General features: G+C 44.7%; 25 protein-coding genes and 1 pseudogene. 18 read left to right on the forward strand and 8 right to left on the reverse strand.

The genetic code is table 11. The features are described from left to right. Window positions 1-423 precede the first annotated feature (423 nt). Entirely contained in the window at window positions 424-693 is a 270-nt protein-coding gene (locus ACXADE_RS06775) for a DUF3243 family protein (protein ID WP_474982207.1), read from the forward strand. Window positions 694-737: 44 nt separating this feature from the next. Here the strand turns inward: ACXADE_RS06775 and ACXADE_RS06780 are convergent, their stop codons facing one another. Continuing rightward, the gene (locus tag ACXADE_RS06780) at window positions 738-2,003 is read right to left on the reverse strand and encodes a hypothetical protein (RefSeq protein WP_474979720.1); all 1,266 of its coding nucleotides are present in this window, start codon (window positions 2,001-2,003) and stop codon (window positions 738-740) included. 366 nt (window positions 2,004-2,369) lie between these two features. After that, window positions 2,370-2,603, reverse strand: coding sequence for a hypothetical protein (locus ACXADE_RS06785; protein ID WP_474979721.1), 234 nt, complete (start codon window positions 2,601-2,603; stop codon window positions 2,370-2,372). 151 nt (window positions 2,604-2,754) lie between these two features. Here ACXADE_RS06785 and ACXADE_RS06790 point away from each other — a divergent pair, with 151 nt between their 5' ends. Then, on the forward strand, window positions 2,755-3,651 hold the full coding sequence (locus ACXADE_RS06790) for a DUF4097 family beta strand repeat-containing protein (RefSeq protein ID WP_474979722.1): 897 nt from the start codon (window positions 2,755-2,757) through the stop codon (window positions 3,649-3,651). A 155-nt stretch (window positions 3,652-3,806) separates the two neighbouring features. Next, on the forward strand, window positions 3,807-4,928 hold the full coding sequence (locus ACXADE_RS06795) for a M14 family metallopeptidase (RefSeq protein ID WP_474979723.1): 1,122 nt from the start codon (window positions 3,807-3,809) through the stop codon (window positions 4,926-4,928). Window positions 4,929-5,213: 285 nt separating this feature from the next. On the opposite strand, the gene ACXADE_RS06800 is transcribed toward ACXADE_RS06795, so the two are convergent. Beyond that, window positions 5,214-5,939 carry a PAS domain-containing protein gene (locus ACXADE_RS06800; RefSeq protein ID WP_474979724.1) on the reverse strand — a complete coding sequence of 242 codons (726 nt, stop codon included), beginning with the start codon at window positions 5,937-5,939 and terminating at the stop codon, window positions 5,214-5,216. Window positions 5,940-6,232: 293 nt separating this feature from the next. On the opposite strand from ACXADE_RS06800, the gene ACXADE_RS06805 reads away from it, so the two are divergent. Both ACXADE_RS06805 and ACXADE_RS06810 read left to right on the forward strand, forming a co-directional pair. Beyond that, window positions 6,233-6,433: a helix-turn-helix transcriptional regulator gene (locus tag ACXADE_RS06805; protein WP_474979725.1), complete on the forward strand. Its 201-nt coding sequence runs from the start codon at window positions 6,233-6,235 to the stop codon at window positions 6,431-6,433. Between the two features lie 4 nt (window positions 6,434-6,437). Next, window positions 6,438-6,863: a hypothetical protein gene (locus ACXADE_RS06810; protein WP_474979726.1), complete on the forward strand. Its 426-nt coding sequence runs from the start codon at window positions 6,438-6,440 to the stop codon at window positions 6,861-6,863. Window positions 6,864-7,039: 176 nt separating this feature from the next. Here the strand turns inward: ACXADE_RS06810 and ACXADE_RS06815 are convergent, their stop codons facing one another. Beyond that, a complete protein-coding gene (locus ACXADE_RS06815; protein ID WP_474979727.1) occupies window positions 7,040-7,195 on the reverse strand; it encodes an aspartyl-phosphate phosphatase Spo0E family protein in 156 nt (51 codons plus the stop codon). A 161-nt stretch (window positions 7,196-7,356) separates the two neighbouring features. Then, window positions 7,357-8,199 (reverse strand): aldo/keto reductase, encoded by an 843-nt coding sequence (locus ACXADE_RS06820; protein WP_474979728.1) that lies wholly within the window; start codon window positions 8,197-8,199, stop codon window positions 7,357-7,359. Window positions 8,200-9,330: 1,131 nt separating this feature from the next. Here ACXADE_RS06820 and ACXADE_RS06825 point away from each other — a divergent pair. The 10 genes and pseudogenes from ACXADE_RS06825 to ACXADE_RS06870 all read left to right on the forward strand — a co-directional run bounded on the left by ACXADE_RS06825 (window position 9,331) and on the right by ACXADE_RS06870 (window position 14,130). Further along, entirely contained in the window at window positions 9,331-9,813 is a 483-nt protein-coding gene (locus ACXADE_RS06825; RefSeq protein WP_474979729.1) for a DUF2975 domain-containing protein, read from the forward strand. Between the two features lie 10 nt (window positions 9,814-9,823). Beyond that, window positions 9,824-10,048: a helix-turn-helix domain-containing protein gene (locus tag ACXADE_RS06830; protein WP_474979730.1), complete on the forward strand. Its 225-nt coding sequence runs from the start codon at window positions 9,824-9,826 to the stop codon at window positions 10,046-10,048. 5 nt (window positions 10,049-10,053) lie between these two features. After that, window positions 10,054-10,875, forward strand: coding sequence for a DUF817 domain-containing protein (locus ACXADE_RS06835; RefSeq protein ID WP_474979731.1), 822 nt, complete (start codon window positions 10,054-10,056; stop codon window positions 10,873-10,875). Continuing rightward, window positions 10,838-10,994, forward strand: a pseudogene (locus ACXADE_RS06840) (IS1595 family transposase); the annotation flags it as partial. The gene ACXADE_RS06835 and the pseudogene ACXADE_RS06840, both read left to right, overlap by 38 nt. Window positions 10,995-11,007: 13 nt before the next feature. Further along, on the forward strand, window positions 11,008-11,211 hold the full coding sequence (locus tag ACXADE_RS06845; protein WP_474979732.1) for a hypothetical protein: 204 nt from the start codon (window positions 11,008-11,010) through the stop codon (window positions 11,209-11,211). Window positions 11,212-11,523: 312 nt separating this feature from the next. After that, window positions 11,524-12,558 (forward strand): NAD(P)/FAD-dependent oxidoreductase, encoded by a 1,035-nt coding sequence (locus ACXADE_RS06850; protein WP_474979733.1) that lies wholly within the window; start codon window positions 11,524-11,526, stop codon window positions 12,556-12,558. Between the two features lie 94 nt (window positions 12,559-12,652). After that, window positions 12,653-13,090: a cell wall hydrolase gene (locus ACXADE_RS06855; RefSeq protein WP_474979734.1), complete on the forward strand. Its 438-nt coding sequence runs from the start codon at window positions 12,653-12,655 to the stop codon at window positions 13,088-13,090. A 121-nt stretch (window positions 13,091-13,211) separates the two neighbouring features. Continuing rightward, complete coding sequence (locus ACXADE_RS06860; protein WP_474979735.1) at window positions 13,212-13,388, forward strand: hypothetical protein; 177 nt, start codon at window positions 13,212-13,214, stop codon at window positions 13,386-13,388. 22 nt (window positions 13,389-13,410) lie between these two features. Beyond that, a complete protein-coding gene (locus ACXADE_RS06865) occupies window positions 13,411-13,590 on the forward strand; it encodes a hypothetical protein (RefSeq protein ID WP_474979736.1) in 180 nt (59 codons plus the stop codon). Between the two features lie 87 nt (window positions 13,591-13,677). Beyond that, a complete protein-coding gene (locus ACXADE_RS06870) occupies window positions 13,678-14,130 on the forward strand; it encodes a GNAT family N-acetyltransferase (RefSeq protein WP_474979737.1) in 453 nt (150 codons plus the stop codon). Window positions 14,131-15,181: 1,051 nt separating this feature from the next. Here ACXADE_RS06870 and ACXADE_RS06875 read toward each other — a convergent pair. Together ACXADE_RS06875 and ACXADE_RS06880 are read right to left on the reverse strand one after the other, a co-directional pair. After that, on the reverse strand, window positions 15,182-16,966 hold the full coding sequence (locus ACXADE_RS06875; protein WP_474979738.1) for a sulfatase family protein: 1,785 nt from the start codon (window positions 16,964-16,966) through the stop codon (window positions 15,182-15,184). Between the two features lie 277 nt (window positions 16,967-17,243). After that, on the reverse strand, window positions 17,244-18,347 hold the full coding sequence (locus ACXADE_RS06880; RefSeq protein ID WP_474979739.1) for a diguanylate cyclase: 1,104 nt from the start codon (window positions 18,345-18,347) through the stop codon (window positions 17,244-17,246). 229 nt (window positions 18,348-18,576) lie between these two features. Here ACXADE_RS06880 and ACXADE_RS06885 point away from each other — a divergent pair, with 229 nt between their 5' ends. Next, window positions 18,577-18,774, forward strand: a complete 198-nt coding sequence (locus ACXADE_RS06885; protein ID WP_474979740.1) for a transcription initiation factor TFIIIB — start codon at window positions 18,577-18,579, stop codon at window positions 18,772-18,774. 94 nt (window positions 18,775-18,868) lie between these two features. Further along, entirely contained in the window at window positions 18,869-19,963 is a 1,095-nt protein-coding gene (locus ACXADE_RS06890; protein ID WP_474979741.1) for a mechanosensitive ion channel family protein, read from the forward strand. A 235-nt stretch (window positions 19,964-20,198) separates the two neighbouring features. Here the strand turns inward: ACXADE_RS06890 and ACXADE_RS06895 are convergent, their stop codons facing one another. Beyond that, window positions 20,199-20,801: a TetR/AcrR family transcriptional regulator gene (locus ACXADE_RS06895; RefSeq protein WP_474979742.1), complete on the reverse strand. Its 603-nt coding sequence runs from the start codon at window positions 20,799-20,801 to the stop codon at window positions 20,199-20,201. A gap of 167 nt (window positions 20,802-20,968) precedes the next feature. Here ACXADE_RS06895 and ACXADE_RS06900 point away from each other — a divergent pair, with 167 nt between their 5' ends. Then, on the forward strand, window positions 20,969-21,967 hold the full coding sequence (locus ACXADE_RS06900; protein WP_474979743.1) for an NADPH:quinone oxidoreductase family protein: 999 nt from the start codon (window positions 20,969-20,971) through the stop codon (window positions 21,965-21,967). Window positions 21,968-22,056 lie beyond the last annotated feature (89 nt).

Here is a 22,056-nt window from a genome sequence, read left to right on the forward strand (position 1 = left end):
ATTTAATTCCAATTGTATTATTCGTTCAATCTACTACCCTTTACTTTTGATTATTCCCTCTGAAAAAGTGAGATACGTGCAAGCACTCCACACCCAAGGGCGATATCAGCCAGACGACAAAAAAGTTGTCAGAAAAGGATCATCCGATTGTAAAACCCAGGGAGAGTGCATAACCGATACCCAGCCCTATGATTAGAGGATTACGTCTTTTTATTTCACCATCTCCATAAACTTTTTTCCTTTAATTTCCTTATTTTATTTGGTAAAACCTAAGTGTGGAAGGACGGGAGGTATGTCTCTATCGAATGGCAGGAAATTAGCCGATACGTATGTTTGAATATGGGTGAAAAAGGAAACTGCCTCCATACACCAATTAAAGGAGGAGTTACATTGGTACACGATCCTAAACAAGCAGCTAAACAAATGAATGAAGAAAAGAAGGAAGATATTCTCCAGCATTTTGACACGTTTAAAGATTACTTAGGAGATAAAGTACAAAAAGGTGAAAAGCTCGGCCTTGGGGAAGAAGGACTCTCCAAAGGGGCGAAGCGTGTAGCGGATTACCTTGCGGAACATGAAGAACCACGCAACCGTGAGGAAAAAGTTCTGAACGAGCTTTGGAATGTAGCGAACAAAGAAGAAAGAGAACATATGGCTCACGTATTAGTTAAACTGACTGATCAGACCAATTAAAAAAAAGCGCCCATAGTGGGCGCCTTTTTTATGGAACGAGGAGATCAGCCGGCTTCTTCTGCTTTCTGTTTCTCTATTGCGGCTTCCTCTTTCTCTTCTTTTGCTTCTTTTTTCTCTTGAATAGCTTCTTGTTTTTCTTCTTTGGCCTCTTTAATTTGTTCATACCGCTGCCTTTGTCTGTAACCATAAGTGGAGGAAAGGACCACTTCCTCATTTTCCAAGGCAGAGCCAAGCGCCCCGATAATTGTAGAAACACTTGTTACGGTCCATGCGATATAAAAGTATTGGATATATTCGACATCGCCTGCTAATTGGGATTCGAGCATCCCCATCGGAATGATAATGATAACAGCAAATGAGAAAATGAGGAACAATAAGCCGTAGTAAAGGGATACGGATATGAACAAGGTAAAGAACGTCACCATGTTGTAAAGTCTCCGTATGTGATCGGGCTGTTCGGTGTTTCGTTTTTCCCACAAATTGTGGGCAAGGATGATCCAGCCAATCATGGCAAAAATGGAGACAATGGTAAGCATGGCCATCCGCCAAATGCTGTAATTGTTACTGAGCGTCCATAATGTCGGAAAGACAAGGGCATAGGCACCTGTAGTGAACGCGATAACTATCAGTTTAAGAAAAGCGGGAAACATTGCCCAAGGCCGGTTTGCCCGGACCATACCGGTCAGCAATCGTAAGATCCCATTGATTCTGGAACGCACAGTAAACCGCACATCGATATTGGACTCTTCCTCCGACGGGGCTTCCCTTTGCGTTGGGGAAAGAAGGCCAAAGCCCCGTTTGCCCATGAGTTTCGTCGAACTTTTATTTTTCAACTCCGGGTATTTGTCGGTATTTTTGGATTGGAGTCTCTCTTCGGCTCTCTCACGATCGGCATCTGAGCTGCCGTAATACATTTCATTGACGAGCTGAAGGATGGATTCGCGGACCCGCTTGATCATGGGTGTGGAACCCATTCCCGGGAGACTGATTAAGGCGACTCCTTCTTCTTTGTACGCTTCAGCTAATAGTGTTTTCTTTTTGTAAAATAGTGGGAGGTCTGTAAGTGCAATCACCATGTCCCAATCATTATCTTTACGCTCATCGATGGTCGCCTGCATGACTTCACCGGAGTCATCTGTCGCTCCAGTCAGAGAGCGGACGGTGTAGTCAATTTCCCACTCTATAGCATCATCGACATAATATTGGAGAAGTTCGGGGAGTTCTTCTTCAAGGACCTCTCCTAATTTGTCTGGATACCCTGGTGCTGTAATTAACCCCAATGTTTTCTTTGCTGTCTCTTTTCCTGACAATGTTTTCACCTCTATGACAAATGTTTAAAGTTGTGTAACATTATATAGCCCAAATATTTCTAGATAAAACGCTTCTTGCCTATTTTTCTGGGCTTTTTCGATGAACATTCACAGGATTTATGTACAGACGTGTTTTTTTACACGATGAAGAAGCGATTTTATAGGGTTTCTTTAAGTGGAAGTGAAAGGTAATCGCGGGGCATTATATATCCTCCTTTTTCTGTACTTAGCAGGAGGGGCGTTATACGATCATAGCGTTTCTTGAAAAGATAAAGGAATTTCGTTTATTTGAGAATGATGACTTCCCACACGGGGGAGTTAATAGATAGAACTCATGGGTAGAGGGGTACAGGTGGAAAAGGGGGGCTAAGGGTTTTGATTCGTAACTAAAACGAACAATGGAGTGGTCTGATCTTTTTTTCGATTGTATTTGTAATAGGAGATAGAGATTCCACGCTCTGCTGCAATATTCTCCAATAAGCCGGCTTCATGGAACATCACGTCTGATAGTGTACCCTGAAAGATTTCTGACAGGATTTTGTAGTACATCCCGACGATATTGTTATTATTCAGCTGATTGTATGCGGTTTGAATGCTCATTCTTAACCTCCTTCACCTCACCTACTATAAATTTTAACCTTTTCTTTCTCATTCGTTAAGAGGAAGTGTGATGATTTACAATATTTTTACTCCTGAATGCAGAACTGGGCATCAACTTCATGTATTATGGTGGAAAAGGAGGAATTTGGAAATGGGGAAGATGATTGGGAGTGTTTTACTCGTCCTGTTCATTGCCGGATCGGCCGCTCTGATTTTTGGTCGGCTCCCGCTAGCTATGGGGGAAGAAGCAGCTGAAGTACATAAAGAAGATGTGTTTGATGGAGGGAAGATGAAGGAGCTGGAGATGGACACTTCAGCCTCTGATATTCTGGTTAAACGAGGAGAGGACGAGGAAGTTAAGGTCCAGCTTACCGGGTATGCGGCAAATATAGATGATTATGTGTATCGTGTCGATTTGTCTGAGGGAAGGCTTGGAATCAAATTGAATAAAAAAAGGTGGCTCGGGTTTTCCTTAGATTTCCTGGATCGCGGCTATATGGAAGTAAGCATTACATTACCAGAGCAGACTTTTGATTCTTTGAAACTCAACTCATCTTCAGCCTCTGTAGACCTGGAGCAGATCAACACTTCTACTCTATATGTTGATACGAGCTCGGGGGATGTGTTTATGAAAAACGTTCAAGTAAAGGAAGATATGAAAGTTCGGACTTCAAGCGGAGAAGTAGCTTTAAATCATGTACAGGGCCATGTAGCGAAGTTCCATACGAGCAGCGGGGGTGTTTCGGGAAGAGATGTTGGTTTCAACGATACTAAAGTAGAGACATCTTCCGGTGATGTCACTTTCCATGGAAGGATTCTTTCCGGTGATTTATCCGTCCATACATCAAGTGGCCACGTCAGGGTTTCTTTTGATGAGGAGCCGTCATCATTTGCGGTGGATTATGAGTCCAGTTCCGGGGAACCGATTATTGAGGTGAGTGGAATAGAGTACGAAAAGAGAGCAGATCATGAAGTCAAAGGGAAGAAAGGAAAAGGAACACCTCTTCTCCAGGTAGAGACGAGTTCCGGTGATTTTTCCATGGACTAGTCATTTCAATAAAGACCGCTGGGTTCTTTCGACTCAGCGGTCTTTTTATGGAAAGAACAGGTTTTGAGGTTTTCTATTAAAGGTAAAGGCTGAAGAGAGACACGAAGAACTTAGACGGATTAAAAGGAAAGATCCTTAGGAGGATGGTGCGGAACATGGATATCAACAACTATTTTCTTCATAATTACGAACAATCGAGAGAAGTGTTCAGAGGATTAATAAGCAAGGTACGGGAATTATGGCCGGAAGCTCAACTGCATCAGCAGACGATCGGAAGAGAGCAAGACAATACGATCGATGTCATATACGCAGAGGCAGCCTCATCCAATGGCCGCGTGGTCTTCCTCACCTCAGGTGAACATGGTATCGAAGGGTACGCAGGAGCGGCTACTCTACATATGTTCGTAGATCATTATCTTCAAGAAATCGATCCTCAGACAACAGGGATCTGCCTCGTTCACGCCATTAACCCGTGGGGAATGAGACATTACCGAAGAGTAACGGAGAACAACGTTGACCTCAATCGCAATTACTTTTTAGAAGAAACGGACATCCCGTGGGACCTTAATAAAAATTATGAAAAAGAGAGTCATATCTTTCTGCCGGAAAAGCCGGTGGGGGAGATTACAAAAGAAAAAACAGAGCTGTATGAGTCTTTAAGTAAAGGGATGATGAATGAAGGGTATAAAGGCATCAAGCAGGCGAAAGGGATGGGCCAGTTCCAATTCGACCAAGGAGTCTATTTCGGCGGATTTGAAGAAGAGCCGTCAGCTTCCTATATGAAAAAATGGCAGCGTCACCTTTTAGAGCGGTTCGATCGGGTCGTCCATATGGATTGGCACACAGCTCTTGGACCGACGAATGAAGTGACAATGGTCATATCCGAAAAAGACGGCCGGAAAGAAGAAGAGTTGAAAGAGTTTTACGGAATGGAGAATATTCAAGTGTTCTCGCCGGATGACGTAAAAGGGGATTCCACAAACTTCTTTTATGAATTACAGGAAGCTGAACATCAAGCGTCCTCTGTTTTTTCTGCGTTATTTGAATTCGGCACGTTCGGCACAAGCCGTGAAGCAGAACTTCGTGAATTTACGACGATCATCCTCGAAAACCAGTGGTACTGGAAAGGGACAGAACATGAGGAAAGTCGTGAATGGATCCAGGAAGAGCTGTTGAATATGTTTTATCCAAGGGAAGATGAGTGGAAGGAAGCGGTCTTGAGAGAAGCGTGTACAGCCATAGAGTCTGTGTTGACGGCTGAAGACATCCTAAGCTGAATATACGCAGGAAAAGTGAGGGAGGCCCTGGTTACAGAGGCTTCCCTTTACGTAGTCTTCGCTAAAAAGCGAGTAAAAAGACACCAGTTAGGACTAACAAAATGGAACCTGTAAGGAGAACGATTTTAATAGGCTTAGTGGCTTTGTGGAAAATTCTGAAAAACAGGCTAACCACCTCCTTTATAACAGGGAGCTTCCTTGTTAATTACAAACCACCCTGTTCTGGTATTTTATCTGTTTTATAATATTAATGTGTGAAGCTTTTGCTCTATAAGATAATTCCTTTCATTTGTAAAGGACTTTCAATGCAGCTTGCAGGTTGGTATAGAATTTCACATCGATCGGTGGCAGCTTAGAAGACACCCAGTTCTTTGCAAGAACGGGCTTCATGCCTGAGATTGTCGTAGTTATGCCCATCAGGGAGAGGGAACGAATGAGAGTGGCCAGCTTATCGAAGAATACGATATCTGCCGTGCTGATCGTAGAGCAATCAATGATTACATCATTCGCATTCATTTCGGCGACATTATGCAATCCTCGGTCCAGGATGTATTGAAATTCTATTTGGTCCAAAATCGGCTGCAGGGGGAGAAGGGCGATCCCTTTAGAAAGTGGAATGACATTCACTGCCATATCCTCCATCCACGTGCGCATCCGCTGTTCCTTTTTATAGAAATCGGTCACATCACAATACTCCACCATCGCCCCATAAACGTCTCCATTTTCTTTCAACAGGCGAGTACGTATGGAGACAAACATGTCGTGATTTCCCCATTTATATGGAATCGCATCATACTGGAATTCTTTGAAGGTTTGAATCGTCCGCTCTACGTGACGAACTTCTTCTGGTGCATGCGGAAAAAGTTCATAGACGTTTTTTCCCAGCGCTTCCTGTTCGTCGACTTGCAGCAGACGCGCCCCCTGTTCATTGATATGGGTGATGGTAAACGTTAAATCAATGACCAGCACACCTAAGGACAGTTGATTGAAAATATCCAGTTCTTGAGTCATTCTGCTCCCCCTTAGTACTCGTTCTTGCTTCCAACTATATACATTCGACTTTTTCCACTGATAATCCTTTTAGTATATTTATATAATGTAGGATTGTTCTTTGAAACTAGTGATCGTTATATCCTTAAAGTAGATAGATGTGAACGTTCTTAGAGAGTCCAGTTATGATCCTTAGATTATTTGTGAATATAAGGAATACTTATACCATTACATCTAAGTTCAAGTACACAAGGAATGTATATATTGCATTATGTTATTTATATGTTACATTGTAAGAAGAAGGAGCGGTACATATGGTAAATCAGGTAAAGAAATTCAGGGTTCTTTCTGAATTGACTCAGCAGCAATTGGCCAAAAAAACAGGGGTTACGCGACAGACCATCAGTTTGATTGAAAAAGGGAGGTATAATCCCAGTTTAAAGCTGTGCCTGGAAATTTGTTATGCGACGGACAAGACTCTAGATGAAGTGTTCTGGGTCGAGAGGAAGGGATGATTCTTTGGAAAAAATTAAGGATGAACGATTACAGTTAAGGAATTTGAAAAATATACGGATTGTATTTATTGTTCAAACACTTGGAATCCTGGGCATTCTCGGGTATGAGTGGGTGACGGAAGGATTCAGTGGAATGACAGGGAATCCGTTATGGTATGTATTTATGGTGTCCGTCATCGTTAATGCGTACCTTTCCATGGGAATCAGTGTCGATCATGAGGAGGAGAAAACAACACCAAAGAAAAGTCTTTATGTATCCATAGGGGTGGTTACCATTCTTACTTTTCTGCTCGGTTTGTTCGTTACGCTGACGGATGGTTACGGGTTTTGGGACGGTCTGCTCATAGGGGGAATTGTATTGGTCTGTTTCTTAGTCCCATTGATTTACATTTATTATCTTAGGAAAAAAAGGTTGAAGGAGGAAGAGTAGAGCGAATAATCTTTTCCGTAAGTTTCTATTCGCACAAACCACGTGAAACATGACTCTCGTTCGTCGAAAAAGCCCCAAATAATCATTGAGGAATTTCATTAATGTTTGAAGCTCCTCATTATTTGCTGGAAAGATTAACATAGCCAAATGAAAGTGAAGAGCCATAAGCTGGCTCTTCACTTTTTTGATAGGGAATCCAGATGATTCAGCAGATGGTCCAATTCCTGGGAGATCTTCACAAGTTCACTGTATTCAACAGAGTCCCAGTAAGCTTCATACATCTTTTCCCTGATTCGTTCGATTTTGTTCTCTAAGCAATGGACGGTCGGCATAGGGAACTCCCTCCCTTAATTCGTTCTATATGGAATATATTCACAACCATTCCCTTTTAGGTTTGCTCTGAAAACATTTTCCAAAGGGGTTTGAGATCACAGAAGTATGGTTTATTTGGAGGAGAGCAGCCGTCAGCGAATCCAAGTACACTTGATGGTTTTTAAAATTCCTGATAGGTCGCAGGGTCCTGATCGTTTATTCTGCCATCTGGTCTAGTCAGCTGGTTGATGATGTTCATTTCCTCTTCATTCAAAGAGAAATCGAAAATATCCAAGTTCTCTTTTTGATGTTTCGGTGAAGAGGATTTAGGGATGGCGACAGATTCGAGCTGCACATGCCAACGAAGGATGATCTGAGAAATCGTCTTCCCATAGTTGTCAGCGATGGGTTGCAATTCTTTATGGTCAAGCACATTCTGTACACGCGCTAAAGGGCTCCACGATTGGGTTTGGATGCTGTGTTCCTGATGGTAGGCCCTTTGTTCTTCCTGGTTGAAGAAAGGGTGGAGCTCAATCTGGTTCATACTCGGAAGAACTCCGGTCTCTTTCTCCAGTCGTTCGAGATGTTCAGGAAGGAAATTACAAACTCCGATGGAGCGGATCAGTCCCCATTTTTGCGCATCAATCAATGCCTGCCAGGCTTCAACATACTTATCTTCCTGCGGATTCGGCCAATGGATCAAATAGAGGTCATAATAGTCCAACTGTGCACGGAACAGGGATTCCTGGATGGCCGTTACAGCTTTTTCATAATCATGGTAGCGGCCGGGCAGTTTGGAAGTGATTTTCAACTCGTTTCTTGGAACCGTACTGCGGCGCACACCTTCACCCACTGTCGCTTCATTTTCATAATTATAGGCGGTGTCAATCAAACGATAGCCTGATTCGATCGCACTTTGTATAGCGGAAGCTCCCCGGTTCCCATTCAAACGATAGGTACCGAATCCCAGGGAGGGAAGGATGAGGCCATCATTCAGTTGAATTTCCGGAATAGATTGACTCATGAGTATATGCACTCCTTTTTATAATCTTCTCCAATGGATGAAAGGGCATGTTGTTGATTCTAAAGGAGGGGTGAATATATAGTATCTTACCTTTTGGATTTAGCTGTAAACAAATGACAGCGCCTACATTTGATTTTTCTGAAAAAGGTTTGGGTTTTATTTCTTTTTTTAAGGCTCTGTTAAAGTTTAATGTTGATATTCCTGCAAAAAATGAACTTCCAATTTTATGGAAGTTCATTTTTTTATAGTTGGCTTATTCAACTAAAGCTCCCTTTTCTTGAAGACTCAGCTTCGAGATGTTCCGGGGGTTCATTGCCTGGTTGAGCGTTAGGGGCGGCTGGGAAGCCACTCGCTTTCCTGCGGGGATGGCGGCAAGCCTCCTCGGACTTCGTCCTGTGGGGTCTCGCCAGCCAATCCATTCCCGCGGGAGTCTCGCAGCTTCCCAACCACCCCATTCGATCCTGCGAGAAACGAACCCTTTCAGCAAGAAGGACCACCTTCCACTATTACTACCTATAGTAAGAAAGTGCTCTCATAACTAGCGGATATGAGCTAAATCTATACGATGGAGATTAGTAATACAGCTCTCCATTCTTATTGTGAGCGCCTACTTCTGAAAGTGATTTCGAGACACTTATATGGCAAAGGGGCGGAGGGGAATGGCGAGACTCCTGCGGGAAAAAAGTGCAGGGTGAGACCCCGCAAGGCGTTAGCCTGAGGAGGCTCACCGCGCTCCCGCGGAAAGCGAGTCATTCCCCGCAGCCCTATCCACCACAAAGAAGTCTCGAAATCAAGTCTTCAACAATCCTGCTATTTAGCTAAAGACTCCGTTTCGGAATAATAATCCAACAAGATTCAATGGTTACATCGTGAAAGGAGATCATCTAAAGGTTTCGACACTTGGAATAAATCCCCTTTTACCATCCTATCATTCATTGTCCCTTCCATCCGTTGATGCAAATATCAACACTGAACTTTAACAGAGCCTTTTTTAAAGGGACAGGGAAGGTCGAGTATGTCAGGGGATAAGTGCTAATCAACAAAAATATATCTAAAAGTAACAATTATTTATTGATAAACGATAAATATAAAGGTAAGATAATGCTAAGAATTGAATGAGAGGTGTTTAATATGAAGCGTGGATCCACGTTGTTTTTGCGGGTGTCTGTCCTGTTGATCGGTCTACCGGTCCTGGCCCTGTGCATTTTTTTCGTACCTAGACTTGCAGACTATACAGGAGAATTACTTCCTCAAGTTCCAGTGATAGAAGCTTTTATGTATGTTTATTTGTATTTGACAGCTGTACCTTTTTACTGGGCTCTGGTGCAGGCCTTTAAACTGTTGAACTACATCGATCAAAACCGGGCGTTTTCCGACTTGTCTGTGAAAGCTTTGAAAGTCATTAAATTTTGTGCCATAGGCATCAGCGTGCTTTATCTGTTATTTCTACCACTCCTATACGTCATTGCAGAAGCAGACGATGCTCCTGGATTAATCGTCATCGGGATGGTCATCGCGTTTGCTTCTGCCGTCATTGCTGTTTTTGCAGCCCTTTTGCAAAGACTGTTGAAGGAAGCGATCATCATCAAAACAGAAAATGATCTAACGGTCTGAGGTGATAAATATGGCAATTATTATTCATATTGATGTGATGCTTGCGAAGCGGAAGATGAGTGTGACGGAGTTATCGGAGAAGGTAGGGATTACGATGGCAAATCTGTCGATTTTGAAAAATGGAAAAGCGAAAGCAGTTCGTTTTTCGACTTTAGAAGCGATTTGTCAAGCTTTGGACTGCCAGCCGGGTGATATATTGGAATATCAAGAAGACGAAAAAGGAGAGGAGGCTTGAACGGTATGGGGGCATGGAAACAACTTTTACATTTCGGCTGGCAGCAGGCGTTGTCCTGCTTGTTTCCTGTCGTGATCTTTGCATCTTTAGCGTTTACGGAATGGGTTCCGCTGCCTTTTTTACCAAGGTATGATTGGCTGCTCCTCATTTGTTTAGGAATGCAGTGGTGGATGGTTCGTTCGGGGCTGGAGACGCGGGATGAACTGAAAGTTATTTCTTTGTTTCACCTGATCGGTCTTGCCCTTGAACTCTTCAAAGTCCATATGGGCTCGTGGTCGTACCCGGAAGAAGGGTATTCAAAAATGTTCGGGGTTCCACTATACAGTGGTTTTATGTATGCAAGTGTAGCGAGTTATCTTTGTCAGGCTTGGAGAAGGTTGAAGGTTGAGCTGATCCGGTGGCCGTCTTCCGCAATTGTAATCCCTTTGGCAGCAGCCATCTATCTTAATTTTTTCACCCACCATTTCTGGATCGATATCCGCTGGTGGTTGTCAGCTCTCGTCATTCTCGTTTTTTGGTCCTCCTGGGTCCAGTATGAAGTGAATGGTAAGCCCTACCGGATGCCGCTTGCTCTTTCGTTTGTCCTCATTGGTTTTTTCATATGGGTGGCTGAGAATATTGCCACTTATTTTGGCGCATGGGAATATCCCAACCAACGAGAAGCCTGGAGCCTTGTTCACCTAGGGAAGGTAAGTTCATGGCTCCTTCTCGTTATCGTCAGTTTCCTCATTGTCGCTTCGCTGAAGCGGGTGAAGAAGGAGACTGAAGGAAGGCGGATGCCGGCCGGGCTACCACCGGAGGCTGAACGCGCGGATACAGCGTTTTAAAGGTGTAGCAACCAAGGATATCAATAACTATCTGACCTGGTTTCAGGTAGTCAGAATGCATCCATCATCAATGGAATGAAGTGACTATGAATGTCGGGACTGGAAAAAGGAATTTATGAGAGGAGTGACTTGATGGGATTTAATTATTTATTCTTACTTGTTATCGGAATTGTACTCATCGTAATTGGAGCACTTAAGAAAGATGTTCCTCGTTCAGTTAAAATAGTAATTTTTCTATTTGTAATTGGGATGGGGTGTATAGTACTGTCGTTATCATTATTATTGCTACCCGGTAGCTCTGACGTTATTGCTCAACTTTTAGGATGGGACGAATAAGTTTCAAATTAAATCAGAGCCTTTGGAATCAATGGTAGTCCGCCTCCATCGAGATGACGGGAAGGACGGAGAGGCAGACGTCCAGAATAACCCGAATCTACAGGGGGATCATGCCGATTCGGTCTAAGAGGGTGAAGTTTTATTCTCGCTATGATGCTGCTGGCGGTGAAGTGCCTGCTCCATAAAAAATCCTTCCTACCGTTCCCCGGCTTTCATAAGCTGGGGAACTTTTTTATTTATCTCCTATACTTGAAAATGATTCTCATTTTCATTATGATGAAAATATCATAGATGAATAAGGGAGCGGTACATATGCACGATGTGACGATCATAGGTGGAGGTCCTGCGGGTCTTTTTTCTGCCTTCTACAGTGGCCTGAGGAAAATGAAGACGAAAATCATTGAAAGTCATCCTTTTTTAGGAGGAAAAGTTCATGTGTATCCTGAAAAAATGGTGTGGGATGTAGGGGGAGTCCCGCCACTCCCAGGTCAGAAGCTTATTGAACAGCTGATCGAGCAGGGCACGACTTTCGATCCCGATCTCGTCTTGGGAGAAAAGGTAACTGGAATTGAAAAAGCGGACGACGGCTTCCTTGTCTGGACGAGTTCCGGTCAGAAGCATTGGTCGAAGACAGTCATCCTTGCGGTTGGCGGTGGAATTATTGAGCCCAAAAAGCTTGAAGTAAACGGAGTGGAGAAATTTGAACTGAGCAATCTCCACTATACGGTCCCTTCTTTCAGCCGGTTCACAGACAAACGGGTGTTGATATCCGGAGGAAGTCACTCGGCCATTGATTGGGCAAATGAACTGGGTTCTATAGCTGAGCGTGTCCATTTGGTGTACAGGAAAGAAGAACTGAAAGGTCATGAAGCAAGTATTGATATGCTCGTCGAGCAAGGGGTACACCTGCATGAACAGTCAGCCATTAAGGCTTTGAATGCAGAAAATCAGAGGGACAGGATAGAACAGGTCATCCTTGAAAACCATGAGAAAGGCTTGGAGGAAATCATAGTCGATGAAGTGATTATCAGTCACGGATTTAATCGTGACTCTTCCCTTCTCGACGGAAGCCCGGTCCAGTTAGAGCGCGTGGACGATTTTTTCGTGAAAGGAACATCCTTAAGTGCCTCCTCCGTACCCGGCATATACGCGGCTGGGGATATCCTGAATTATGAAGGAAAACTTCATTTGATCGCTGGAGCTTTTCAGGATGCTGCCAATGCCGTGAATCAGGCGAAGCAGTTCATCCAGCCGGATGCCAGTGCGCGGGCGATGGTGTCTTCTCATAATGAACGACTTGATGAATATAACAAAAAGCTGAAACAAAAACGAATGGCTGCTCTTTAGCGAAATCGGAAGAATTGCCTTTAAGATTGGAACGTTTTCCTGAAACGTGACATCAACCTGTGCTTTTTTCATACAATATCTTGGGGTGAGGAAAATGCCAAGAGTGAAATATACAGATTCAGACGTTGCTTTGATGGCGCGGATGATGCGTGCGGAAGCCGTGGGTGAAGGAAAACAGGGAATGTTGTATGTCGGGAATGTCATTGTCAACCGGGCAGCTGCCAGCTGTTTGGATTTCACTGATGTAAGGACTATTCCACAAGTCATTTATCAAGTCCAAGGTGGGAATTATTCTTTCGAAGCTGTACAAAAAGGAAACCTTTTTTATAACCGGGCGAGGTCGACTGAGAAGAGACTGGCAGAAAAAAATCTGAAGTTTTGGAGGCAGCATCCTGCGAAATATGCGTTATGGTACTTCAACCCCTACGCAGACTGTCCGCCTACCTGGTACGGCCAGCAATTGACAGGACGGTTCAAAAACCATTGTTATTATGAACCTGTGGCGGGCACGTGTGCCAGTGTATACAGATGAACCTGTTCGTATAGAAAGAAGAAGCGCAACCTTATCTTGGGGTTGCGCTTTCCTTATGACGCTTGTAACTTATGAAGCGGTTTGGAATAATGAGGAGGATGACAATCGCTGGAGGTTTTTCATGTCGGAAGATGGTGAGAAAGAAATCATAGAAGAATTGAAAAAGGTTAACCAGAAACTGGATAAGCTTCAGTCATCCAGAGGGGTCTCTACTCCTGTCCTGTATGGACTTGCCATTGTCCTTTTCCTTTTGGCCGCCCCGTTGATGATTGATCTTTTTGTATCAATTGTGAATTAAACAGGGAAGAGGAGGCGTACATTTGAATCGGAAATTAGCAGTCTTGTTGTTCATAGGAGTTATTCTAGGGGTTTTAGTTGGAACAGCGGTTACCAACCGGGGAATAGATGGGATCCAGTGGGGGCCTACGATTATGGGAGGCGTGTTTGGATATGCCCTGGTTGTTTTTGTCGTTAGGAAAAGAAACCGGAAGAAGACATAGACATCCGATCTGTCTTATCGATGAGACAGATGAATTTTGTGTAAGAAAGAACAAATGAACGGCCATGTGCCGGGAGGTGAAGGAAGGATGGAAGTTGAGTTCAGACCGATCAGTCTGGAAGATGTAAAGACCATAAACAACTGGAATTATGAAGGGTTTGCAGAAGAAGTAGCCATGAACGCTTACTTAAAGTCTTATGAGCAATCTGGAGAACTTTTAGGACCTGGAGGCTGTCATGGGTATGGCGCATATTCCGAAGGTGAGCTTGTCGGATTATTTGAATACACGGTCGCCGCAGGCACGATGGAAATAGGACTGGCTCTAAGGCCTGATCTGATCGGAAAGGGTATGGGAGAGGATTTCGTTAGGCAGGGCCTGGAATTCGGTCTTCATACTTACGATGAGGATATGGAAATGATCCGCTTACAAGTGGACGCGGAAAACATACCGGCCATCCGCATTTATGAAAACATCGGTTTCCTGAAAATGAATCAGGAGGGACAGGATTTAACGATGCAGCTCCTCCTTGGAGACTTTTGATTACCCCTATATGTACAGAGAAAGGATGAACGCTTTCGAGCGTTCATCCTTTTTTTTATATTGGGCTTATTCTACTAAATCTCCCTTTTCTTGAAGACTCAGTTTCGAAATGTTTGTAAGATTCTAGGGGGGCCGGGAAAAGGTTCGCTTTCCATGGGGCGGGCGGTGAGCCTCCTCAGGCTCCGCCTTCCGGGGTCTCACCTGTCCCACACGTCCCATAGGAGTCTCACCGTTTCCCTCCGCCCCCTTAACCTTATAAGTGTCTCGAAGCCATTTTAAAAAGGGTGAGCTTGAATGGTCGAGGTTCGAACATCTGTATGGATTCGTAAGTTTCCCATTCTTCTCCCCCAGGCGGGCAGATCGTGCGTAGTATCAAGCGTTTGCTAAACGTTCATGGGGTAGAGATGATATCATTCCCTTCTCTTACCCATACAAGCTGATTTTTCAAGTAGTGGTTTCGAGACACTTATATGGCAAAGGGGCGGAGGGGAATGGCGAGACTCCTACCTTAAGTGTGCAGGCGCCTCGTTCAGCGGCGTATGGACTGGACTGAGCTGGAGGAGATAAAGGAAACACGAAGAACGAAGGGATTCGATGTTGACTTATCGTACAGAAGCGAGGGAAGTCTCACTTGCCGCTAGGCGCAGAAACCGGATATCTACGAGGAAAAAAGTGCAGGGTGAGACCCCGCAAGGCGTTAGCCTGAGGAGGCTCACCGCGCTCCCGCGGAAAGCGAGCTATTCCCCATAGCCCCCCATCCACTCAACAAAAGTCTCGAAATCAAGTCTTCAACAATCCTGTCATTTAGCTAAAAATTCAGTTCCAAAATAATAATCCAACAAGATTCAATGGTTGGATGGTGAAAGTTTTTACCATCCTATCATTCATTGTCACTTCCATCCGTTGATGCAAAGATCAACACGGAACTTTAACAGAGCCTTTTAGTTAAATAACGACCTTCGCTGTCAGTGGTCCTTTCCTTTAACAAATCAAATGGTGTGAAATTTCTCCCATTTATCTAAAGCCAGGGGGGAGCGGAACATTTTTAGGACTAATCTTCATCACAATCACAGGAGGGCATACCAGGTACCTCTCCGCTGGAAGGCTCCAGCCGCTTTTGATTGCACTGCTGCTCTAAGGTATCCAGCAGCAATGCTTCGACAAGTCTGGATTCAGGTGTGGCGTATTCAGCGTCTGCAAGATTTTTTTCTTCCAGAGGGTCTTCTGTTAAATTATAAAGCTCGTATTGGGAAGGGACGGGCTCCGTTTTCGTCCTCGTGACACAGCACGAACATTGGACCGAGTCACATACATCCATCAGCTTCCCTTGCTCCGTGACCGTATCACTGCAACCTGGATCGCTCCAAAATTGCGGGTTATCGAAATAGCGGGCAAATTTCCAGGTCTCTTCCTTTCGATCTTTACCTGTCTTCATTCGTGTGATGACAGCCTCGATATGATTAGGCTGGACGACGGAGGTATAGGGAATACCCAGGGCTGATGTTTGGTTTAATCCTTTGGTGATATCGTCATCGCTCATGAAGTAGAGCGGTTCATCGGAGCGGAAGAAAGTTTTCTTTCCTTTTAATAGCGGGGTTAAGTCCCTGCCGACAAGCGGCTGGACTTCGGTGTGTGACTCCCGGAGCTTTTCCTGCACTCTTTCGGGGTCGATGTCGGTGAGCCCTAGCATCGTTGGAAGCAGGTCCACATGACTCGTAAGCTGATCGGTTTCCTCAGGTTGTGAGAAAAGTTTCGGGCTATGGATGATAAGAGGAACATGAATGGATTCTTCGTACATGTTATACCATTTCTGATGCAGGCCGCCGTGTGCACCGAGAAGTTCACCGTGATCAGAAGTGAAGATGACAATGGTATCATCATGGAAAAGGGACGCTTGTAGGGCACGCAGCACTTTGAGCATGTCGTTGTCCGCTTGTTTTTGGAGACTGTAGTAAAGCTTTCGGTAGAATGGTTGATCAAGGATTGGCTGCAAAGCTTGAGGGTAGGTGATTCGATAACTTTCCTGAGCATCCGGTTTGGTATCGAGTGATTCATTCTGGGTCGGAGCCGGTGGAATGTCCGGAAGGGTAGGGTCTATGGTGAATTTGAACGTTGGCGAGAGAGCAGCGAGCACCCCATACAGGGCAATGTCGTGCGGGTTGACGAATGAGCACATGATGAACCATGGAGAGCTTTCTTCATTCGCCTGCTTCTCCAGCGACCGGATCAAATCGACCGTTTCTGAAGCATATACTTCATCACGTCCACTAGTCCCGATGGCAGCTGAAGATCCAGAATTTCTCGGGTTCGATCCATGGGGTTCAGGACCGATCCAGCCAGAAAAACCGTAACTCCCGAGCCGGTCCGCGTCACGGTAGAGCTCTTCCTTTTCTGGAACGGGTACGCCCGTATTAGGGTCGTAGCTTGGAACAGCATTTTTTGTTCCAGGAACAAGGATATCTTCATCGGAAGCATGCCATTTGCCTTTCCAATAGGTGCGGTATCCTGCTTCACGGAAATAGCTTCCTATGGTAGGGACGCTGTTTGGATCCAGCCAGAAAACATCAGGGTCAAAGGCCCCTTTAGCGACCCCTGTCGTCTGGGTCACCCCGTGGAGGGAAGGGTACTGCCCTGTATAGAGTGTTGTTCGGCTCGGAGAACAGGCGGTACTTCCGGCATAATGACTTTTGAACTCCATTCCGTTTTTCCGTAAGACGTTCTGGGCGGTCAAATTTTCTTTTCGCCATTTTTCCAATTCTGTTGACTCGTAGGCGGATGGATATCGCTGCTGATCGACCATCAAAAAAAGAATATTCGGCCGTTTCTTGTTTTTCATCGCCTGCATCCTCTCCTCTTAAATGCCTAACCACTACCTATGTATATGTACACCCCCGCGTTTTATTTGAACCTTGGAGAGAGCCGCATCCTACACCGTTAAATTTTGTATTCTCTATTCCTTCCAGATGTAGGGGATGACGCGCTTTCCGGGAAGATCGTAATTATCCTGACGCACACCTTCCAGGGTCTCACGATCTCTCTTCATTCTACAGGAGCCCCCATGGAAGATGACTGGTATAGGAGGAGGGAACAGAAAAAAAGCGTAACTGTGGGAGTTACGCCTGGGTACTGGCTAAAGCCTTTTTGGTGGCTATACAAACCTTATTGCGGCCTGAATGTTTTGCTTCATATAAGGCTTCGTCCGCTTCGTGAATCAACAATTTCGGCTTCGTAGTCGTTTCGTTGTAACAAGCGAGGCCGATAGAAACAGTGACTTGGATGATTTCTCCTGTTGTCAGAAGGAAAGGGTGTTCTTCCACCTTCTCGCGGATCCGCTCACTGATTTCAGTGGCACGCTGGGTTGAACAGTCCAATAGGATGACGGTGAACTCCTCGCCACCGTTCCGGCTGACAATATCGAACGACCGGACGGTGTTCTTTAAAATTTTGCTCAGCTCAATCAACACTTGATCCCCTTCTTTGTGACCGTAGGTGTCATTGACCCTCTTGAAATGGTCGATATCTATGTAAAGGAGTGATAGTTTTTCCTGTTTTTGTACGGCCTGTGCAGAGATTTCGTTGAAAGTCTGGTCGAATTTGCGGACATTGTTCAAGCCGGTCAGCCCGTCTGTCGCTGCTTCTGCTTTATATTTGTTCAGCAGGTTCTGACTCCTGCGTACGAATTCTACGACATAGAAGGAGACGAATCCGGCGGTGTAGGACAACACCCAAAAAGAAGGGATGAGAATCGTCAACGTGCTCACATTTTCCAATAGGTAAAAGATTAATATTGTGAAAATCATATTCGATGATGTCAGAGTCATAAAAATTTTCATCCGCTTCGAAATCTGCATCCGTGTAATGACAACCGTCAATACTGTGATCGCCACAATCATCAGAAGGGCCAGAATGGAAGACGTATTAAAACCGATGATAAAACGTCCCGTGATGACCAGAAACATCGCAGCAACAGCAGGAACAGCTCCGCCGTAGTATGCGACTAGAATGACCGGGATGTGCCGTAAATCAACGATGGTCGTATCAAAACGCATGCTGTACTGCATGAGAACATTGCTCAACACCCCGCTGAGAAGTCCCGACAATATTTTGTCTTTAAACGCAGAAGAACGGCTCAAGGGCGTGGCACTCGTCGATTGGGTATAGACGAAGAGGGAAGCGATTAATAGGGCTAAGTTGGAAACGAGTTCTTTAATAATCATGTATACCACCTGTTTCGTAAAATTTCCTCACCCACTGGAAAGTGAACGATTCAAATTCTTCCATTCCTTTCCTTAATCTGTGAGAATGGCGTGATGGAAGTAGTCTTTTGTTGGGATTGTCTGTGTAGTATTATATACTTTTCTCATAGAGGAAGAAAATAGTAAGCTATGAAATTGGTGTTATTCATTCGTAATGAGAATGAGTGCGATCTGTTAAGGAGGGGTTATCGTGAATCATGTGGAAGAATGTCCTAAATGTGGAAGCAGGGAGCTTGGAAAAGGGAAACAAGAGGGATATGCGGTCATGTCACCGGTCAACAAAGCGTTGTCTTTAGGGTCGGCTATGGAATTTTTGCTTTGCACCGACTGCGGGTATATTATTGAGAGCTATGTTAAAAAACCGCAGAAATTCAAAGGGACGATGTAAGAGGAGGGGGTCTTTTCTGACTCCTTTATAGGTGAAAGTATATTTCCAATTTTTACGTTGAAAAGAATGTCAGACTTATATGGAGTGAACGTTTATGCCGGTCGATTTTAGCATGTGGCCCTGGCGGGATCTGTGGATCATCCTCTGCTTTTTGTTCATACTCATCCTCGTTCGCTGGTCTGCGAACCTATTGATTCAACGCTTTTCCGGAGATAAAGGAAATCTTCAAAAAGCAGCTCTATCACTGATCAATTGGGGCGTATTCAATGGTCTGTTGTTATTTGTCATTTTCTACTTCTCGAATTCCGGTTGGCTATTGTATCCGCTGTTCACGATCGGTCAGGTGGATATCACCTTGTTTCTCATCATCATAGCTGTGCTCATCATCACATTCGCTTACCGGCTGTCTAAAATATTGAATGAGCATCTTCTGCCGTTCTTCTTTCAACGGCATCATTTGGACAAGGGCATTCAGTTCACGATGGAGCGGGTGGTCCATTATATCATTATGGTCGTTGCGGTCTTAGTCAGTCTGACAACCGTAGGCATCGACCTGAGCGCACTTACTGTATTCGCCGGAGTTCTTGGAGTGGGGATCGGGTTCGGAATGCAGAATATCGCTTCCAACTTCATTTCAGGATTAATCCTTCTTTTTGAACGGCCGATCAAAGTCGGTGATCGTGTACTTATTGATGATGTCATCGGTGATGTGGAGAAAATCAGCATGAGAGCGACTGTAGTACGGACGCTTGAAAATGAACATATCATCATTCCGAACTCGTACTTCCTGGAGGAGAAAGTGGTGAACCGGTCTTATGCGGATCCAAGGCTGCGATTGACAATTCCAATCGGTGTCGCTTACGGGTCGAACGTGAAAGAAGTGAAGCGTATCCTGCTTCATGTGGCTCAGATTGCCAAGGAAGCGAATCACTGTGTGCTGGAGTCTCCGAAGCCATTTGTGAATTTTAAAGGTTTTGGAGATTCGTCCCTCGATTTTGAGCTGTTTTTATGGATTTCCGACCCGAAGGAAGTGATTCGTATGAAAAGCGAGCTTAATTTTTCAATTTACGAACAATTGAATGAAAACGGAATCGAAATTCCATTCCCCCAGAGGGACCTTCACATCAAATCAGCACCTGCTTCGTTTATGCAACGAGAGGTCGAGAATAGTCCTCAGGAAGACGAATGAGTATCATAAAAGCACTACGCCCCGGTGGCTTTGTACGATTTAAGCACTGTTAAAGTTGGGGGTAGTGAACGACCCCTTCTGGAAAAGGATAGAGGGAGTTTCCGCTTTTTAGAGGTTGTTGGAGGGGAACACAAACATCATGATATGGAACATTTCCTTTGTTGAATAAGTCGGATATGGAAAGAGGAACTTCCACAAGGTTGGAAGTTCCTCTTTTTTGATGGGAATATCAAGTCTAAGCATGGTCAGAGCCATGATTTAAAATTTGCAGGATCGATGTGTGACAAGCCTGCCGATAATAGTCGTGCAGCTCGTCATCGTCCCTCATCAACCACTGGATCAAGCTGCCATCGATCATACACCGGATACTTACGGCCGCCTTTTCGACGTCCTGGACGGAGAAGGCGCCTTCTTCCTGTCCCTGCTGGATGATTTGTCTTCCAATCGACCAACAGTTTTCATAAAACCTCTGATTGATTTCCTTGTATGTGGTCTGATTTTTCGTTTGGGCTAAAAAGTCCAGGTAGACGCGGTAGAAATTTTTGTTTTCTTCCGGGCTGATGAACACCCGCTGGATATAAGCGTCGAGCTTCTCTAGAGCGGTTTCCTTTTCTTCAATGGATGCGGCTTCTTTTTCGTAAATCTTCGTCGTAATCCATTCGAACAATTGAGTAAACACATCCGATTTATTTTTGAAATAATAATTGGTGACGCCTTTGCTTACTTCCGCATAGTCGGCGATGTCCTGCAGGGTTACAGATTCATATCCTTTTTCAGTGGCTGCCTTGAAGGCAGCTTTCAAAATTTGTTTCCGTCGTTGTTCTGCTTTATTTGCCATTTACCTTACAACCTCCATTACATGCTCTCTTCCATTATACAAGAATGAAGAGAACGTGACGAATATTTTATACTGACTGGTCAAAATAAATTGACCAGTCAGTATAAAATGATTTATGATAGTTTCATAACCAAATGGAAGAGCCATAGGAAAGGGGAAATCTATCGATGACAAAAGAATTCAAAGCACTTGTTGTGAACAAGACAGAAGAAGATTTTTCAGTAAATGTAGAGTCGTTGACTTTGAATGATCTGCCTGAAGGGGACGTGACGATCAAGGTCCACTATTCAAGCGTCAACTATAAGGATGGACTGGCGAGCATTCCGAACGGAAAGATTGTTCAATCCTATCCGTTTGTCCCGGGAATCGATCTTGCAGGAACCGTTGTTTCCTCTGAAGATACGCGTTATCAGGAAGGGGATGAGGTCATTGTCACAAGCTATGAGCTTGGAGTTTCTCACTATGGGGGCTACAGTGAATTTGCTAGAGTACCGGGAGAATGGGTCGTGCCTCTCCCAGATGGTATGACGCTTAAGGAAGCGATGGCGTTTGGTACGGCAGGTTTCACGGCTGCTCTGAGCGTTCACCAATTGGAAGAGAGCGGAGTGACCCCGGATGACGGAACAATTCTAGTTACAGGAGCTACCGGCGGAGTCGGAAGTATGGCTGTTTCCATGCTTGCAGGCAAAGGCTATCATGTGACGGCGAGCACAGGGAAAGAATCAGAGCACGAGTATTTGAAGAGCCTCGGAGCTAGTGAAATCATCTCCCGTGAAGAAGTGACTCCGGAAAAAATCCGTCCGATCGGCAAGCAGAAATGGGCGGGTGTCGTCGATCCTGTCGGTGGCAAGACACTCGCTTCTGTACTAAGTAACACGAAATATGGCGGGGCCGTTGCAGTCAGCGGACTGACGGCAGGCGTCGAAGTGCCGACCACCGTGTTCCCGTTTATTCTGCGCGGGGTCCGTCTCCTTGGAGTTGATTCTGTTTATTGCCCGAAAGATTTAAGAGAAACATTGTGGAACCGGATGGCGGCAGACCTGAAGCCGGATCGTCTGGGTGAAATTGAAAAGGAAGTTAATCTGAAAGAACTTCCTCAGACGTTATCCGATATTTTACAAGGAAAAGTAAGAGGCAGAACCGTCGTTCACATGATTTCTGAGTGAACCAACGATCTGGCCTGAATATAGGAAAGCACAGCCTCGAATGGCTGTGCTTTTTTGATGTTCTTGTTAATTTCATATACTTTTGAAAT

The organism is Halobacillus sp. ABR2_026 (assembly GCF_056158545.1).